This is a genomic window from Haloglomus halophilum (genome assembly GCF_024298885.1).
In the GTDB taxonomy this organism is placed as follows: Archaea; Halobacteriota; Halobacteria; order Halobacteriales; family Haloarculaceae; genus Haloglomus; species Haloglomus halophilum.
In genome coordinates this window covers 1,151,056-1,165,417 of the sequence record NZ_CP101166.1, presented here as the reverse complement: position 1 = coordinate 1,165,417, position 14,362 = coordinate 1,151,056, and the positions used below count along the sequence as shown (strand labels likewise).

At 71.0% G+C, this 14,362-nt stretch carries 15 protein-coding genes; 8 read left to right on the top strand and 7 right to left on the bottom strand.

Going from position 1 to position 14,362, the window contains the following annotated elements; translation table 11 throughout:
* Positions 1-64 precede the first annotated feature (64 nt).
* Positions 65-1,132: an NAD(P)-dependent glycerol-1-phosphate dehydrogenase gene (locus NL114_RS05750; protein WP_254823841.1), complete on the top strand. Its 1,068-nt coding sequence runs from the start codon at positions 65-67 to the stop codon at positions 1,130-1,132.
* A gap of 25 nt (positions 1,133-1,157) precedes the next feature.
* Here NL114_RS05750 and NL114_RS05745 read toward each other — a convergent pair whose 3' ends face one another.
* Positions 1,158-2,606, bottom strand: coding sequence for an amidase (locus tag NL114_RS05745; protein WP_254823840.1), 1,449 nt, complete (start codon positions 2,604-2,606; stop codon positions 1,158-1,160).
* Positions 2,607-2,759: 153 nt separating this feature from the next.
* Between NL114_RS05745 and NL114_RS05740 the strand changes: the two genes are divergently transcribed.
* The 4 genes from NL114_RS05740 (at position 2,760) to NL114_RS05725 (ending at position 7,792) form a co-directional block, all read left to right on the top strand.
* Positions 2,760-4,601 (top strand): COG1361 family protein, encoded by a 1,842-nt coding sequence (locus NL114_RS05740; RefSeq protein ID WP_254823839.1) that lies wholly within the window; start codon positions 2,760-2,762, stop codon positions 4,599-4,601.
* Between the two features lie 83 nt (positions 4,602-4,684).
* Positions 4,685-5,398 (top strand): ABC transporter ATP-binding protein, encoded by a 714-nt coding sequence (locus tag NL114_RS05735; RefSeq protein WP_254824682.1) that lies wholly within the window; start codon positions 4,685-4,687, stop codon positions 5,396-5,398.
* Positions 5,395-6,576 carry an ABC transporter permease gene (locus NL114_RS05730; RefSeq protein ID WP_254823838.1) on the top strand — a complete coding sequence of 394 codons (1,182 nt, stop codon included), beginning with the start codon at positions 5,395-5,397 and terminating at the stop codon, positions 6,574-6,576. Before NL114_RS05735 ends, NL114_RS05730 begins: the two co-directional genes overlap by 4 nt.
* Positions 6,577-6,619: 43 nt before the next feature.
* Positions 6,620-7,792 (top strand): ABC transporter permease, encoded by a 1,173-nt coding sequence (locus NL114_RS05725; RefSeq protein WP_254823837.1) that lies wholly within the window; start codon positions 6,620-6,622, stop codon positions 7,790-7,792.
* Positions 7,793-7,837: 45 nt separating this feature from the next.
* On the opposite strand, the gene NL114_RS05720 is transcribed toward NL114_RS05725, so the two are convergent.
* Together NL114_RS05720 and NL114_RS05715 are read right to left on the bottom strand one after the other, a co-directional pair.
* Positions 7,838-8,005 carry a hypothetical protein gene (locus NL114_RS05720; protein WP_254823836.1) on the bottom strand — a complete coding sequence of 56 codons (168 nt, stop codon included), beginning with the start codon at positions 8,003-8,005 and terminating at the stop codon, positions 7,838-7,840.
* A 39-nt stretch (positions 8,006-8,044) separates the two neighbouring features.
* Positions 8,045-8,635, bottom strand: coding sequence for a PUA domain-containing protein (locus tag NL114_RS05715; protein ID WP_350355401.1), 591 nt, complete (start codon positions 8,633-8,635; stop codon positions 8,045-8,047).
* 122 nt (positions 8,636-8,757) lie between these two features.
* Here NL114_RS05715 and NL114_RS05710 point away from each other — a divergent pair, with 122 nt between their 5' ends.
* The gene (locus tag NL114_RS05710) at positions 8,758-8,940 is read left to right on the top strand and encodes a hypothetical protein (protein WP_254823835.1); all 183 of its coding nucleotides are present in this window, start codon (positions 8,758-8,760) and stop codon (positions 8,938-8,940) included.
* 57 nt (positions 8,941-8,997) lie between these two features.
* Here the strand turns inward: NL114_RS05710 and NL114_RS05705 are convergent, their stop codons facing one another.
* Entirely contained in the window at positions 8,998-9,495 is a 498-nt protein-coding gene (locus NL114_RS05705) for a LabA-like NYN domain-containing protein (RefSeq protein ID WP_254823834.1), read from the bottom strand.
* A 148-nt stretch (positions 9,496-9,643) separates the two neighbouring features.
* Between NL114_RS05705 and NL114_RS05700 the strand changes: the two genes are divergently transcribed.
* Positions 9,644-10,744 (top strand): hemolysin family protein, encoded by a 1,101-nt coding sequence (locus NL114_RS05700; protein WP_254823833.1) that lies wholly within the window; start codon positions 9,644-9,646, stop codon positions 10,742-10,744.
* Positions 10,745-10,765: 21 nt separating this feature from the next.
* Here the strand turns inward: NL114_RS05700 and argS are convergent, their stop codons facing one another.
* From argS to NL114_RS05685, 3 genes are all read right to left on the bottom strand, one after another.
* Entirely contained in the window at positions 10,766-12,523 is a 1,758-nt protein-coding gene (gene argS / locus NL114_RS05695; RefSeq protein ID WP_254823832.1) for an arginine--tRNA ligase, read from the bottom strand.
* 96 nt (positions 12,524-12,619) lie between these two features.
* A complete protein-coding gene (locus NL114_RS05690) occupies positions 12,620-13,111 on the bottom strand; it encodes an HTH domain-containing protein (protein WP_254823831.1) in 492 nt (163 codons plus the stop codon).
* Between the two features lie 119 nt (positions 13,112-13,230).
* On the bottom strand, positions 13,231-13,731 hold the full coding sequence (locus NL114_RS05685; RefSeq protein WP_254823830.1) for an HTH domain-containing protein: 501 nt from the start codon (positions 13,729-13,731) through the stop codon (positions 13,231-13,233).
* A 166-nt stretch (positions 13,732-13,897) separates the two neighbouring features.
* Between NL114_RS05685 and NL114_RS05680 the strand changes: the two genes are divergently transcribed.
* Positions 13,898-14,284 carry a cupin domain-containing protein gene (locus tag NL114_RS05680; RefSeq protein WP_254823829.1) on the top strand — a complete coding sequence of 129 codons (387 nt, stop codon included), beginning with the start codon at positions 13,898-13,900 and terminating at the stop codon, positions 14,282-14,284.
* Positions 14,285-14,362 lie beyond the last annotated feature (78 nt).

Sequence of the window (14,362 nt, the reverse complement as noted above, 5' to 3'; positions counted from 1 at the left end):
GCATCGTCCCCGTCTAGCCGTTCCGGTGCCGAACGTTTACGCCGGCCGGCCCACCACTCCCGGTATGTTCGACAAGTCGACGTGGATACGCCTGCCCCGGAACGTGGTGGTGGGGCACGGCGTCCTCGACCAGGTTGGCGAGGCGGTCGACGACCTCTACCTGAGCGGGACGCCCCTCCTCGTGACCTCGCCGACGCCGGCGGAACTCGCGGGCGACCGGGTCGCCGAGCAGTTCGCGGACCGTGGCACCACGCCCGAGACCACCATCGTCGAGGAGGCTTCCTTCGGCGCCGTGGAGCAGGTCATGGCGGCCGCCCGCGAGGCCGACGCGGACTTCCTCATCGGCATCGGCGGCGGCAAACCCATCGACATCGCGAAGATGGCCGCGGACGAGCTGGACCTCGCGCTGGTGTCGGTTCCGACGGCGGCCAGCCACGACGGTATCGTCTCCGGGCGTGGGTCGGTTCCCGAGGGCGACACGCGCCACTCCGTCGCCGCGGACCCGCCGCTCGCGGTCATCGCCGACACCGAACTCCTCGCGGCGGCGCCGTGGCGCCTGACGACGGCGGGCTGTGCCGACATCATCTCGAACTACACCGCGGTCAAGGACTGGCAGCTGGCCCACCGGCTGAAGAACGTCGAGTACAGCGAGTACGCCGGCGCGCTGAGCCAGATGACCGCCGAGATGCTGGTGGGCGCGGCCGACTCCATCAAGCGGGGACTGGAGGAGAGCGCGTGGATCGTCGTGAAGGCGCTGGTCTCCTCGGGCGTGGCGATGTCCATCGCGGGCTCCTCGCGGCCGGCGTCGGGCGCCGAGCACCTCATCTCCCACCAGCTCGACCGCATCGCCCCCGGCGCGGCACTCCACGGCCACCAGGTCGGGGTCGCCTCGCTCGTCACGGAGTACCTCCACTCCGGCGAGGACGGGGAGTGGCGCAACGTCCGCGCGGCGCTGGAGAACCTCGGGGCGCCGACGGACGCCGCCGAACTCGGCATCGACGACGAGGACTTCCTCGAGGCGGTGACGACCGCTCACACCATCCGCGACCGCTACACCATCCTCGGCGACGGCGTGAACGAGCGCGCCGCGCGCGAGGCCGCGACGGTGACGGGTGTCGTCGGTCGAGATTGAGCGAGCGGTCTCGTCTCCTCCCGGCTCAGGCGTCCGGGTAGCTCCAGGGGTTCGCGGCCTCGTACGCGGCCGCCAGCGACAGCAGGCGCTCCTCGTCGTAGCGGTGGCCCACCAGCTGCAGGCCCACGGGGAGCCCGTCGTCCGTGAGCCCGGCGGGCACCGTCACGACGGGGTGGCCGCTCATGTTGAACGGCCAGGAGAGCATCCAGTCCATCGGCAGGCCGGCGACGTTCTCACCGTCGATCTCGTTGGGGAACTCCCCCTCCAGCGGCAGCGGCGGCGTCGCCAGCACGGGCACGGCGAGCGCGTCCCGGCCATCCAGGGCGTCCTCGACGGCGTCGTAGAACGCCGTCCGGCCAACGTTGGCGTCCAGGTAGTCGTCGGCGCCGTGGCCCCGGCCCATCCCGAGCGTGTTGAGCAGCGTGGGCGAGACCTCGCCCGCGTGGTCGCCCTCGATGTCGAGGTCGGGGTGCTCGTCCTCCAGACGGTCGACGATGGTGGCGAAGAAGGCGGTGGCCTGCTTGCCGTAGTCGAATGTCATGTCGCCCTTCGGCGGGCCGCCGACCGCGGTGTCCTCGACCGCGGCGCCCGCGTCCGCGAGCGCGTCCACGGCCTCGCGGCACGCGTCGCGCACCGACTGCTCCACGGCGAACCGGTCGAGGTCCGGCGAGTAGCCCACGTCGAACTCGTCGGCCGGGACGCCGCCCGCCGCGGCGGCGGCGTAGTCGCCCTCGGCGGGCACGGAGAACGGGTCGATGTCGTCCTGGCCGGCGAGCACGTCCAGCATCAGCCCGGCGTCCTCGACGCTGCGGGCCATCGGCCCCAGCACGGCGAACGGGGAGTGCGAGTTGAACCCGTCCGGGCGGGTCTCCTTCGGGACCAGCCCGTACGAGGGTTTGACGGAGACGACGCCACAGCAGGAGGCCGGATTGCGGAGCGAGCCGCCCACGTCGCTCCCGGTCGCGAGGACGGTGAGGCCGTCGGCGAGTGCGGCCGCCGAGCCGCCCGAAGAGCCCCCGGCGTTCCGTTCGAGGTCGAACGGCGTCGCGGTCGGGCCCTGTAGCTCGTTGTAGGTGAGCGGCGTGTGGCCGAGTTCCGGCGTGTTCGTCGTCCCGACGACGACCGCACCCGCGGCCTCCAGCCGCCGGACGGTCACGGTGGTGTGGTCGGCGACGTTGTCCGCGAGCGGTTTCAGCCCGTGCGTGTTGGGGACGCCCTCGATGGTCTCGGTGAGGTCCTTCACGGCGAGCGGGACGCCCGCCAGCGGGCCGGGGTCCTCGCCGTCGGCGACCTGCTCGTCGACGGCAGCGGCCTGCTCGCGGGCACGCTCGTCGAGAACCGTCACGAGGGCGTTGGTGGGGTCCCCGCGGTCGGCGATACGCTCGAGGAACGGCTCGACGGTGTCGACGGCAGACCGGTCGCCCGCACGGACCTCGCGGGCGATGGCCGCGGCCGACTGGAACGTGTCTGTCACGCCACCGCGTGCGGGCGGTCGGGGCTTAGCTCTAGGGCTCCGGTGTCGACACGCTCCCGGCGTCGCCGCGCTGGCCAATCACTAAGTAGAACACCCATCTAGGTCGAGACGTACTGACATGGTCCCCGAACGCCTCCTCCACGGGGTGGGTCGATGAGCCGCTGGACTGCCGGCGCCCTGCAGCGCGGTCGGTCGCGGATACTGCTCGTGGCCGCGTTCTCGCTGTCGGTCCTGCTGGCAGCGCTCGCAGGGTCGGTCGCGGTGGGAGCCGCGACCGCCCAGTCCGATGGCGACCCCCACGTCTCGATCCCGAACGTCACCGTCACGCCCGAACAGCCGACGCCCGGCCAGCGAACGGAGATACGGACGACCGTCCGTGTCGCCGAGAGCAGCCCCGACAGCGTCGAGGTGAACGACATCTACATCCGTCGCGCGGGTGGTGACGACATCCGGGAGTACGCCCGGGCGGAGGACTTCGGCACGGTGACGCCGGGCGGGTCGCTGACGGTCCCGCTGTCGGTGTCGTTCTCCGAACCGGGCGTGAAGGACCTGCGCGTCTACGTCCGCGGCGAGTCCGACGACGGCGATCGGGTCCGGCTCCAGTACCCCGTCACGGTCAGCGTCAGCGAGGGTGGCCTCCGGATGAACGTGGTCGGGTCCGGGGCGACGGTCGGCGACGAGGCGCCGCTCGCGGTCAACGTCTCGAACGGCGACCGGTCGGAGTTCCGTGACCTCGAGTTGACCGTCGACGGAACGGCCCTCGAGGTCGACGACCCGCGGCGACTCGACGCGACGCTCGCACCCGGCGCGGACCGGACGTTCACCTACGCAGCGACGTTCACCGAGGTCGGCGACCGGACCGTCGACGCGACGCTCCGGTACACGACCAGCACCGGGGAGACGCGGACGCTCCGCGACAGCGCGACCGTCGACGTGGGGACGGGTGTCGGCCTCGATGTCGCGGTCCGGAACGCGAGCGTCGGCGGCGAGACGCCGGTCGCCGTCACCGTCGCGAACGGGCGGCAGGCATCGCTCGGCGACATCGAGGTGGTGGCGAACGGCTCGAACGTCCGCGTCGAGAGCCCCCGCCGGTTCGCCGCCGACCTCGGGGCGGGCGCCGAGCGGACGTTCACCTACGATACGACCTTCCCCGATCAGGCCCGGAGCACGGTCTCGCTGACGCTCCGGTACACGACTCCCGGTGGCGAGCGCCGCACCGTCCGCGAGACGACCACGGTCGACCTCGGGCGGGGCGGTGCCCCCGTCGAGCGGCCGCAGGTCGAGGTGACCGTCGCGGACGCCGTCCCCGGCGCGACACGGCCGGTGAACGTCACCGTCGCCAACGGGCTGGAGAACGAGATCCGGCAGGTACGGGTCGTGGCCGACTCGCCCGAGGCCGAGTTCGAGGTGACCGAGCGGGTCCGCTCGACGCTGGAGGCCGGGGGGAGCGCGACGTTCAGCTACCCGGCCAGCGTCGCCGAGCGCGGCAGCTACCCGGTGAACGTGACGCTCGTCTACACCGACGACGGCATCCGCCGGCGCATCACCCGCCAGTTCGAGGCGTCGTTCGGCGCCCCCGCCAACCCCGGCGAGATAACGCTGACGGGCGTCGAGGCGGTCGAGACCGGCGCCGGCCTGGAGATCTCGGCAACCGCCAGCAACGTCGGGTCCAGCGACGTGGAAGCGGTCGTCGTGTCGGTCGACGGCGAGCAGGTCACCGCCGCCGACTACTTCGTTGGCGGCGTCGACGCCAGCGACTTCGCCTCGTTCACCCTCTCGACCGCGGTCGACGGCAACGTCTCGACGGCCCCGGTCCGGGTGAGCTACGTCGTCGACGGTGTCGAGCGGTCGTTCACCACCGACGTACCCGTCCAGCAGGCCGCTCCCGAGCCGAGCCGCGGCGGCGGTGGCGGCGGGCTCCCGCTGGTGCCCATCGTCGTCGTCCTCGTGGTGGTGGGGGCCGCCGTGGCCGTCTACCGCTGGCGGCGGGGGTGACCGCCGTGGAACGTGACGCCGGCGACGGCCGCTCTGCCGACCCACGCTCGGACCCGCGCTCGGACCCGCAGTCGGGCTCGTACATCCCCGAGAACGCCATCATCCGGGGCGAGGATGTCGTCAAGGAGTACGAGACCGGTGACACCGTCGTCCGGGCGCTGAAGGGCATCGACTTCGGTATCGGGCCCGCGGACTTCGTCGCGGTCGTCGGGCCCTCCGGCAGCGGGAAGTCCACGCTGTTGAACCTGCTTGGGCTGCTCGACGTGCCGACCAGCGGCACGGTCCGACTCCGCGACGAGGACGTGGCGACGTTCTCCGACGCCCGGGCGACCCGCGAGCGCAAACGGACCATCGGCTTCGTCTTCCAGCAGTTCTACCTCATCCCGACGCTGACCGCGCTGGAGAACGTGGAGATGCCCCGGATGCTCGACCGAACGCCGAAACGGACCCGTGAGCGGGCGCGGACGCTGCTGGAGCGGGTCGGGCTCGGCGAGCGGCTGGACCACTATCCCGACGAGCTGTCGGGCGGGCAGAAACAGCGCGTCGCTGTCGCCCGCGCGCTCATCAACGACCCTGCCATCCTGCTGGCCGACGAGCCGACCGGCAACCTCGACCGGGCGACCGGCGACAGCATCCTCGACCTGTTCGACGAGCTCCGGGCCGAGGAGGATGTCGCCGTCGTCACCGTGACCCACGACGACTACGTCGCGGCGGCGGCCGACCGGGTGGTGAATCTCGTCGACGGTGAGGTCCGCGACGACGAGCCCATGGCGACCGACCCGGGTGGTGGGGCGTGAAGCCGCTCCGCCGGCTCGCCGTCCAGTTCCCGACGCTGGTGCTGGCCCGTCGGAACCTCTCGCGGGCCACGGCGCGGACGGTGCTGGCGGTGGTCGCCATCGTCATCGGGGTGGTCGCCATCGGCGCCATCGGCACCGGCGGCGAGGCGTTCAAACAGGACCAGCTGGAGGCCTACGAGGGGTTCGGCGGAACCGCGACCGTCGACCCGGTGTTCTACCCCGAGGAGGGCGGTGAGCCCGACACGACGTTCACCGACGCGGAGATCGGCCGGATGCGGCGCGCCAGCGGCGGTGCGACCGTCCTCCCCGTCGTGGAGCCGGCGGGGTCGTTCGTCCGGTCCCCCGAGGGGGACCCGCTACTGACGGTCCAGGTGCGGGGACTGGGGGACCCGGGGGCGTTCTACGACGCGCGGGCCGGCACGATTCCGGCCAACTGGCGGCGGAGCATCATCGTCGGGAGCCGGGTCGCCAACGACAACGACATCCAGCCGGGCGACCGGATGGCGGTCCTCGTGAACGGCGAGTTCGAGCGCTCGTTCCGGGTCGCGGCCGTCCTCGAGCCACAGGGGTTCGCCGACCCGCTGAGCGCCGACCAGACGGTGTTCGTCCCGCTGGCGCAGTTCGACGACGGCGAGTACGGGCGCGCCATCGTCCGGGTCGACCCGCAGGTCCGGTCGGTCGACGACGCGGCCGCCGGCATCGAGGCCGAGTTCAACGACCGTCGCCGGACGGTCGACGTCAGCACGGTCCAGGACCAGCGCCAGCAGTTCGAGCAGTTCTTCGCCACCGTCAACCAGTTCCTCATCGGCATCGGCGCCATCTCCCTGCTCGTCGCGGCGGTCACCATCGCCAACACGATGCTGATGTCGGCCATCGAGCGCGAGGGGGAGATCGGCGTCTTCCGGGCGGTGGGCTACCCGAAACGCGCGGTCATCAGCCTGCTCGTCGCCGAGGCGACCATCCTCGGCATCGTGGGAGCCGCCATCGGCGCCCCCGTCGCGCTCGGTATCGGTGCGGTGGTCAACCAGGTGCTCGTCGGCGACCCGCTGGCGTTCACCGACGCCGGCCTGCGGTACGTCGGCCTCGGGGTCGGCTTCGGCATCGTCACCGCGCTCGTCGCGGGTATCTACCCCGCGTGGAAGGCGGCCAACCGGCCGCCCGTGGAGGTGCTCGGGTGATGGCCGGGGGCGCCCACCCGGCTACTCCAGGGGGTGTGTTCGCGTGAGCTGGCTCTACCGCCTCACCGGCCGGTTCCCGTCGGTCGTCATCGCCCGGCGGAACGTCTCGCGGGCGAAGGCACGGTCGGCGCTGGCCGCCGCGGCCATCCTCATCGGCGTCGTCGCCATCGGCACCATCGGCGCGGGCGGGGCGGCGTTCAAGCAGAGCCAGCTCAACTCCATCCAGGAGCAGGGTGCTACCAACGTCTTCGTCGCGCCCGGCTTCGACAAGCCCGAGCGCTACTTCGACCGCGAGGACCTGCTCGCCATCGAGGAGACGGTCGGGCCGGCGGGGGTGGTCGCCACGCAGAGCGCCTCGCGGGAGGTGGTCGGCCGGGCCGGGCGCCGGGCGCCGGTGTCGGTCACGTTCATCGAGGACGTGCGGCCGCTGTACACCGTCGAGCGGGGGGCGATTCCGGAGAACTGGCGCCGGAGTGCGGTCGTCTCCGCCGGATTCGCGGCCGAGCGCGGCCTCTCGCCGGACGACCGCATCACGCTCGTCAGCCAGGAGCGGACCGGTGGGACGACCGTCGAGCGGGAACGGACCTACCGCGTCAGCGCCGTGCTGACCGAGACCCAGGGCTTCGGCTCGACCGGCGTGTATCTCCCCATCGAGCAGGCCGAGAACCGTCGGTACAGCCAGGTCCGGGTCACAACCGGGTCGGCCGACGAGGCCGAGGCCGCCGCGACGGCGCTTCGGGAACGGTTCAACGACCGGAAGGAGCTACTGCTCGTGTTCGAGCTCACCTCGCTCCTCCGCCTGCTCAGGACCATCATCGACGGTATCAACGTCTTCCTCGCCGGACTGGGGTCGCTCTCGCTGCTGGTCGCGGGCGTCGCCATCATGAACACGATGCTGATGGCGGTGCTCAAGCGGCGCGAGGAGATCGGCGTCCTCCGGGCGGTCGGCTACACGCAGCGCGATGTCGTCCGCATCCTGCTGGTGGAGGCGGCGATGCTGGGGGGCATCGGCGCCGTCCTCGGGCTCGGCCTCTCGCTGCTCGTCGTACTGGCCGCGAACGCCATCTTCCTCGGGGACCCCTTCGCCTTCACCGCCGAGTCGGCCGGATACCTGGTCGCGGCCGTCGGCTTCGGCATCCTGACGAGTCTCGTCGCCGGAGCGTACCCGGCCTGGCGTGCGGCCCGCGAACGGCCGGTCGAGGCGCTACGCGGATGATACGGCGAGACGTGTGGGCAGGAGGGCGGTCGCCGCGGTCGTCGTTCAGAAGCCGCCCGGGACGAGGATCTGCCCTTCGGCGATGAGCGTGCCGCCGGTGAAGAGGATGGCGGCGGCGCCCAGGCCGAGCACGAGCAGCAGGAAGATGACGATCCACGTCGCACTGATGTCCGTGTTCTCGGGCACGCCGGGGTCCGAGTCCGAGGTCGACATATCCGGGCGTGAGGGAGTCGCGGGTAAATGGGTTCCGAGTTACGGCTCCGTCCCCTCCCGGACCTTCACGGCCATCCCCGTCTCGAAGTCGGCCATCCCCACGGCAGGGAGCTCCGCGCGGCCGACGGCGAGCAGACGCTCCGCGGCGTCGACGCCGGCCTCGCCGGGCGCGTCCGGCGCGTCGAGGTCGACCCCTGTGCCGACCGTCGGCCCGCCGTGGACGACCAGCACCTCGTCGCCCGGGCGGACATCGGGCCCGACGCCGACGACGAACTTCGCGAAGGCGTTCTTCCCGTCGCTCACGAACGGGACGGACTCGCTGTTGACGGCCACGCGGTTCGCGGGCGCGTCGAGGTCCTGGAGCCGCCGGCCGCCCGCCACGCCCAGCGTGAATCGGCCGTCCGTGCCGAAGGAGACGAGCCGCCGGCTCTCCGCGGCGGTGGCGACCTGCCGCGGTCGGTCCGAACTCGTGCGCTGGACGCCCTCGCCACCCCGGAAGAGGTCCTCGGCGCCGGCGCCGAACTGGTAGGCAGCGACCCGCCGGAGCCGGGCCAGTTCCTCATCGGTGATGGAGCCGTCGGTGCCGACGTGGCCGGGGCGTCGGGCGGGGTCGTCGGCGTCCTCGCTCATACCCCGACGGGCGGGGCCGCCGGGCAAACGCCTTTCGACACCTCGCTCCGCACGTCGTCGGCTACGGTGGCGCGCCCGGTCGCGAAAGCGGGACTTATTTTCCCGAGACTCCTCCGCCCGGTATGGCCTCGGACTGGCGGAAGGTCGCGCTCGGAGTGGTCCTGCTGGCGGTCAGCAGCGTCGTCGTGGTCGGCTACGGGCTGCAGAACGGCCCGATTCCGCCGGCTGCGGCGGCTGCCGCCGCGGTCGGCGTCGTCGCCGGGACGCTGCTGCTGGGGCTGTCCGAAGAGGACGCGAGCGTCTAGTTCGCCTCGAACGGTCGGAATTATAGAGGAAAGTTTGGAACAGCGTTGAAACATCGACTATAGTAGATATCTCTCCTCGTTCTCGCTCATGTCGACGAACGAGTCGGCAGCCTCGATGAGTTCGTCCGCCGTTGACTCGCCGAAGCTCATCACCTCGACGCGGGTCCCCTGGTGGCGGACGTGCGAGCAGAGCCGGGAGAAGTCCCCGTCGCCGGAGGCGAGGACGATGGCGTCGACGTGCTCGGCCAGCGTGATGGCGTCGAGCACGATGCCCACGTCCCAGTCGGCCTTCTTCGAGCCGTCGCCGAAGGTCTTGATCTCCTTGATCTTCGTCTCGAAGCCGATGTCCCGAAGGGCGTCGAAGAAGTCCTCCTCTGCCGGCGAGTCTGCACGGATGACGTACGCGATGGCGCGCACGAGTTCGCGGTCCAGCCTGGCGCCGTCGAGGAGCGCGGTGTAGTCGATGTTCCGGGAGTAGAGGCTGTGGGCCGTGTGGTAGAGGTTCTGCGAGTCCGCGAGCACGGCCACCCGCTGACTGTCGTGGATGGGGGGCATAGCGTGGTGTCGTGTGGGCGGGGACGAAAGCGTGTCGGGACGGCCGTCCGGCTCGGCCCCCGGCGGCGCGCTCGACGGTTGGACCCCGGGAAGACCCAGGCGGACGGTTCCACCGGGATTTTCCCACTGGCCGAACACACGCCGGACGATGACCCCGCTCGAAATCACGCTCCGCCTGGTCGCCGGGACGCTGCTCATCCTGGCCAACGGGTTCTTCGTGGCCATCGAGTTCGCCCTCACCCGTGCCCGGCAGTTCACCGAGGAGGAGTTCGTCGGCGACCGGCCGTCGCTCCAGCGTGCCTGGGAGATGACCGACGACCTGGAGCTCTACCTGACGACCTGTCAGGTCGGCATCACGGCCTCCAGCATCGCGGTCGGTATCGTCGCCGAACCGGCGCTGGCGGCGCTGTTCGAGCCGCTGTTCAGGGGGACCCGCCTCGCCGCCATCGGCTCCGGCGCCATCATCGCCTTCCTCATCATCAACCTCGTCCACCTGACCCACGGGGAGCAGACCCCGACCTACCTGGGCGTGGAGCGCTCGCGGTTCGTCTGCCGGTACGGCGCCGCACCGCTGTACTACTTCCACAAGCTCATCTCGCCGATCATCGCGCTCGGCGACGGCGTCGCGAAGGGGACGCTGAAGCTGTTCGGCGTGGAGATGACCGGCGCCTGGCTGGAGACCGAGGAGGATGTCATCGAGTCCCGGGCGGACCTGCGCAACCGGCTGGGAAGCGTCCTCCGGGAGGGTGACCTCGCCGACGAGCGCCGGGAGGAGGTGCTGAACGCGCTCCGCATCGGCGAGCAGCCCGTCCGCGAGCTGATGGTTCCGCCCGAGGAGATCATCGCCCTGTCGACGGCCGACTCCGCCGAGGAGAACCTCGACCGGATGGCCGAGCGTCCACATACCCGCTACCCGCTGGTGGGCGAGGACCTGACCGACTACCGCGGTATCATCTACTTCCCGGTGCTGGCACGGCACCGCGACGAACTGGCTGCCGGCGAGGTCGACTTCGAGGGACTGGCGGCTCCCCCGATGACGCTCTCGCCGGACACCGACGTCAGCGACGCTATCGACCAGTTCCAGCTGGAGGGGCAGGAGCTCGCGTTCGTCGTCGAGGACGGCGAGGTGGTCGGGATGGTGACGGTGACGGACCTGCTCGAATCGGTCACGGGTGACATCGAGGACCCGCTGGACCGCGAGGAGCGGCCCGAGACCGAGGCCGGCGACCGCCAGCCGCCCGGAGCCTGAGCGCGGCCGTCCCTCCCACGCCTACATCGATTCCGGCGCCGCGACCCCCAGCATCGCGAGGGCGTTGGCGACCGTGTGCCGGGAGGCGGCCACGAGCGCGAGCCGGGCTTCGCGGACCGCTTCGTCCTCGGCGTTCAGCACCGGGCACTCCCGGTAGAAGGCGTTGAACGTCTCCGCGAACTCGCGGGTGTAGGTGGCGACGCGGTGGGGTTCGAGGTCGGCGGCCGCGCGGTCGACGACGCCCTCGAGTCGGGCGATGGTGTGGAGCAGGTCGCGCTCTTCGGGCGTGTCGAGGACGCTCGCGTCCACGTCGCCGACTGCGGTGTCCTCGATGGTGAGCCCTGCCTCCTCGAGGATGCCACAGCAGCGCGCGTGGACGTACTGGACGTACGGCGCGGACTGGGCCTCGAAGTCGAGCGCGCGGTCCCACTCGAAGGTGATGCCCTTCGTGGGCTGCTTGCTGACGATGTCGTAGCGGACGGCGCCGATGCCGACCTGCCGGGCGATGCGCTCGACGTCCTCGGCATCGAGGTCGTCGTCGCGCAGCCGGCCCTCCAGCCGGGACTCGACCTCCTCGCGGGCCCGCGCGATGGACTCGTCGAGCAGGTCGTCGAGGTCCACGCCGGTCCCCTTGCGCGTGCTCATCCCGCCCTCGGGCAGGTCGACGTAGGAGTAGATGACGTTGCGGAGCTGGTCGGTGTCGTTGCCGAGCAGGTCGAGCGCGGCGCGGAGCTGGCCGGCCTGGAGCTTGTGGTCCTCGCCGAGGACGGTGACGGCGCGGTCGTAGTGAGAGAACTTCCACTCGTGGTGGGCGAGGTCACGCGTCGTGTACAGCGAGGTGCCGTCCGACCGGAGGAAGACGAGGTTCTTCTCGAACTCCGGGAGGTCCAGTTGCCAGGCCTCCTCCTCGTAGACCGCACAGTCCAGGTCCTGCAGGCGCTCGACCACGTCGTCCGTGTCGCCGTTGCGCATGAACCGCGTCTCCTTGACGAACTCGTCGAACTCGGCGGGGAGGCGGGCGAGGCACTGCTGCATCCCGCCGAGAACGGTGTCGACGACCTCGCTCACGCGCTCGTAGACCTCCTCGTCACCCGCCTCGAGGCCCTGCAGGATGGCCTCGATCTCGGCCTCGGCCTCGTCGACTTCGGCGGGGTCGGCGTTCTCGAGGAAGTCGTTGCCCTTCCGGTAGTAGCGGACCATCTCGTACTCCGCACGAGGCCGCTCCGGTTCCGGGAGGTCGTCCTCGTCGAACGTCTCGTACGCCCACGTGAAGACGGCCATCTGCCGGCCGGCGTCGTTGACGTAGTAGTGCCGGTCGACGTCGTAGCCGGCCGCGTCCAGCACGTTCGCGACGGCGTCGCCGATGATGGGGTTGCGCGCGCGGCCGACGTGGACCGGCCCCGTCGGATTGGCGGAGGTGTGCTCGACCACGACCGATGTGTCACGGTCGGGGAGGTGGCCCCAGTCCGGCGCCGTGGCGCCCTGCAGGGTGTCGGCGAGGTAGGCGTCGTCGGTGAAGAAGTTGAGGTACGGGCCCTGCGCGCGGACTGCCGCGACGTACTCGTAGTCTGCGGCGTCGATGGTTTCGGCGAGTTCGGTGGCGACCTGCGGCGGCGGGGCCTGTGCCTCGCTCGCCAGCCGGAAGGCGACGCTGGAGGCCAGCGTCGCGTCCACCCCGTCCGGGGGGTCCTCCACCCCGAGGTCGTCGGTCGGGTAGCCCGCGGCGTCGAGCGCGTCCGCGACGGCGTCGCGGACGGACTCGCGGAATGCCAGGTACATACCGTCCGTTGCGGCGAGCGTCGGTAAATGGGTTTCCGAACGGCGGCCGGGGGAATCGCTCCGCAGGTCCACGGCCGTTGCCCGCCCTGCCGGCCCTCAGCGGAGGTTCTCGACCTCGCCCGTCTCGATGGCGTCGAGCGCGTCCTCGACGGTGAACCGCTCGCCGTCGATCTCGCAGGGGTAGAGCCCCGTCAGGGTCCCCTCCCGTTCGATGGCGAGGCAGGCCGGCGGGTACACGACGGTGCGGCTCCCGTCGGGGTTCGTCCAGCAGCGGAAGAACGGGTCGAGCCGCACTCCGAGGCGGCCCGCGACGGCCCGGTAGTGGTCGAACGCCTGTAGCGCGGCCGTCTCGACCATGGTCCCGGGGTCGGTGACATGGTCGGGGCACTCGTGGACGGTCGTCTCGACGCCCGCCTCGGCGAGGGCCGTCACGCGTTCGCGGAGGCGTGTCTGCTGTTCGTCTGCCTCCTCGTCCGCCTCCGGCGTGGTCGCGCGGACCCAGAGGGTCACCGTCACGCCCTCCGGGAGCGGCGGGGTCTCGGACTCGGCCTCGGGCGCCAGCCCTGCGGTCAGTGGACTCGCGGTCATGGTCGAGAGAAGGCGGTCCCCCATCAAGTAGTGGTTCGACGGCTCCCAGTTGCTGGGTTTCAGTCCGTCGTGCCCGGCAAGATTATCGGAGCGATGGGTCAGCGCGGCCCGGGCGGCCCTCAGCGGAGGTTCTCCGCGCCCCCGTCCTCGATGGCCGACAGTCCGTCCTCGATGGCGGCGTGGCCGCCGTCGACGTAGCAGGGGTAGAGGCCGGTGAGGTCGTCGTCGCGTTCGAGCGCGAGACACGCGACCGGGAAGCGGATGGTCCGGCTCCCGTCCGGGTTCGTCCGGCACTCGAAGAACGGATCCAGTCGAACGCCCTGCATCCCCGCGACGGCCCGGTAGCGGTCGAACGCCTCGACCGCGGCCCGCTGGCGGTCCGTCGACGGGTCGGTCACGGTGTCGGGCCACTCCCGAACCTCGGTCGTCACGCCCGCCTCCGCGAACGCGGCGACGCGGGCCTCGATCCGGTCCTGGCGCTCCCGCGCCACGCTCGGTGCGGACCCGCGAAGCCACAGCGTCACCGTCACACTCTCGGACAGGGCCGGCGAGGCGTCCGCCACCGGCTGGTCGTCGGGAGCGGGCGCCATCCGCTCGGAGTCCGCGCTGTTCGCTGCCATACACTCGGCAACGTATCTCCGCCATAAATAAGGTCGTAATAGGGGTAAATATATGGTAGTAGTAGAAATACCTGGACGATTGATTCGAAGCATCTCTTTCCTTGGCTAGAGTGGGATATTCTGTGGCGTGGAAGGGCTAATGCGGATGGCGGGTAGAGGGGTTCCTATGAGTGACGTCGATTCCGGCCCGCGGCCACTGGTCCGACGCGCCGGCGAGGTCGAATACGAGTCCGTGAGTGCCGCCGAGGGGATGCACAAGGGCGTCCTGGTCGGCGAGGACGACGGCGCGCCGAACCTCGCCATCCGCCGGTTCGTCCTCGACCCGGGTGCCGAGGTTCCGAAGCACACCAACGATATCGAACACGAGCAGTACGTCCTCGAAGGCGAGTACGTCGTCGGTATCGGGGAGGAGGAACACGTCGTCAGCGCGGGCGATTCCCTGCTCATCCCCGCCGGGACGGTTCACTGGTACCGCAACGAGGGTGACGCGGAGGGGGCGTTCATCTGCGCGGTCCCGACCGGCGACGACAGCATCGCCCTCGTCGACGAGTGATGCACACACCGTCGTTTCGAGGCGACGACGCCCGGCCGAGCAGCCGACACGGGTGGGACTGAAAGCGACCGGGGGCGT

Coding starts and splice junctions, on each gene's coding strand:
- NL114_RS05750 (WP_254823841.1), top strand. CDS start 65: ATGTTCGACAAGTCGACGTGGATACGCCTGCCCCGGAACGTGGTGGTG.
- NL114_RS05740 (WP_254823839.1), top strand. CDS start 2,760: ATGAGCCGCTGGACTGCCGGCGCCCTGCAGCGCGGTCGGTCGCGGATA.
- NL114_RS05720 (WP_254823836.1), bottom strand. CDS start 8,005: ATGTCGACCTCGGACTCGGACCCCGGCGTGCCCGAGAACACGGACATC.
- NL114_RS05715 (WP_350355401.1), bottom strand. CDS start 8,635: ATGAGCGAGGACGCCGACGACCCCGCCCGACGCCCCGGCCACGTCGGC.
- NL114_RS05710 (WP_254823835.1), top strand. CDS start 8,758: ATGGCCTCGGACTGGCGGAAGGTCGCGCTCGGAGTGGTCCTGCTGGCG.
- NL114_RS05705 (WP_254823834.1), bottom strand. CDS start 9,495: ATGCCCCCCATCCACGACAGTCAGCGGGTGGCCGTGCTCGCGGACTCG.
- NL114_RS05700 (WP_254823833.1), top strand. CDS start 9,644: ATGACCCCGCTCGAAATCACGCTCCGCCTGGTCGCCGGGACGCTGCTC.
- argS (WP_254823832.1), bottom strand. CDS start 12,523: ATGTACCTGGCATTCCGCGAGTCCGTCCGCGACGCCGTCGCGGACGCG.
- NL114_RS05690 (WP_254823831.1), bottom strand. CDS start 13,111: ATGACCGCGAGTCCACTGACCGCAGGGCTGGCGCCCGAGGCCGAGTCC.
- NL114_RS05685 (WP_254823830.1), bottom strand. CDS start 13,731: ATGGCAGCGAACAGCGCGGACTCCGAGCGGATGGCGCCCGCTCCCGAC.
- NL114_RS05680 (WP_254823829.1), top strand. CDS start 13,898: ATGAGTGACGTCGATTCCGGCCCGCGGCCACTGGTCCGACGCGCCGGC.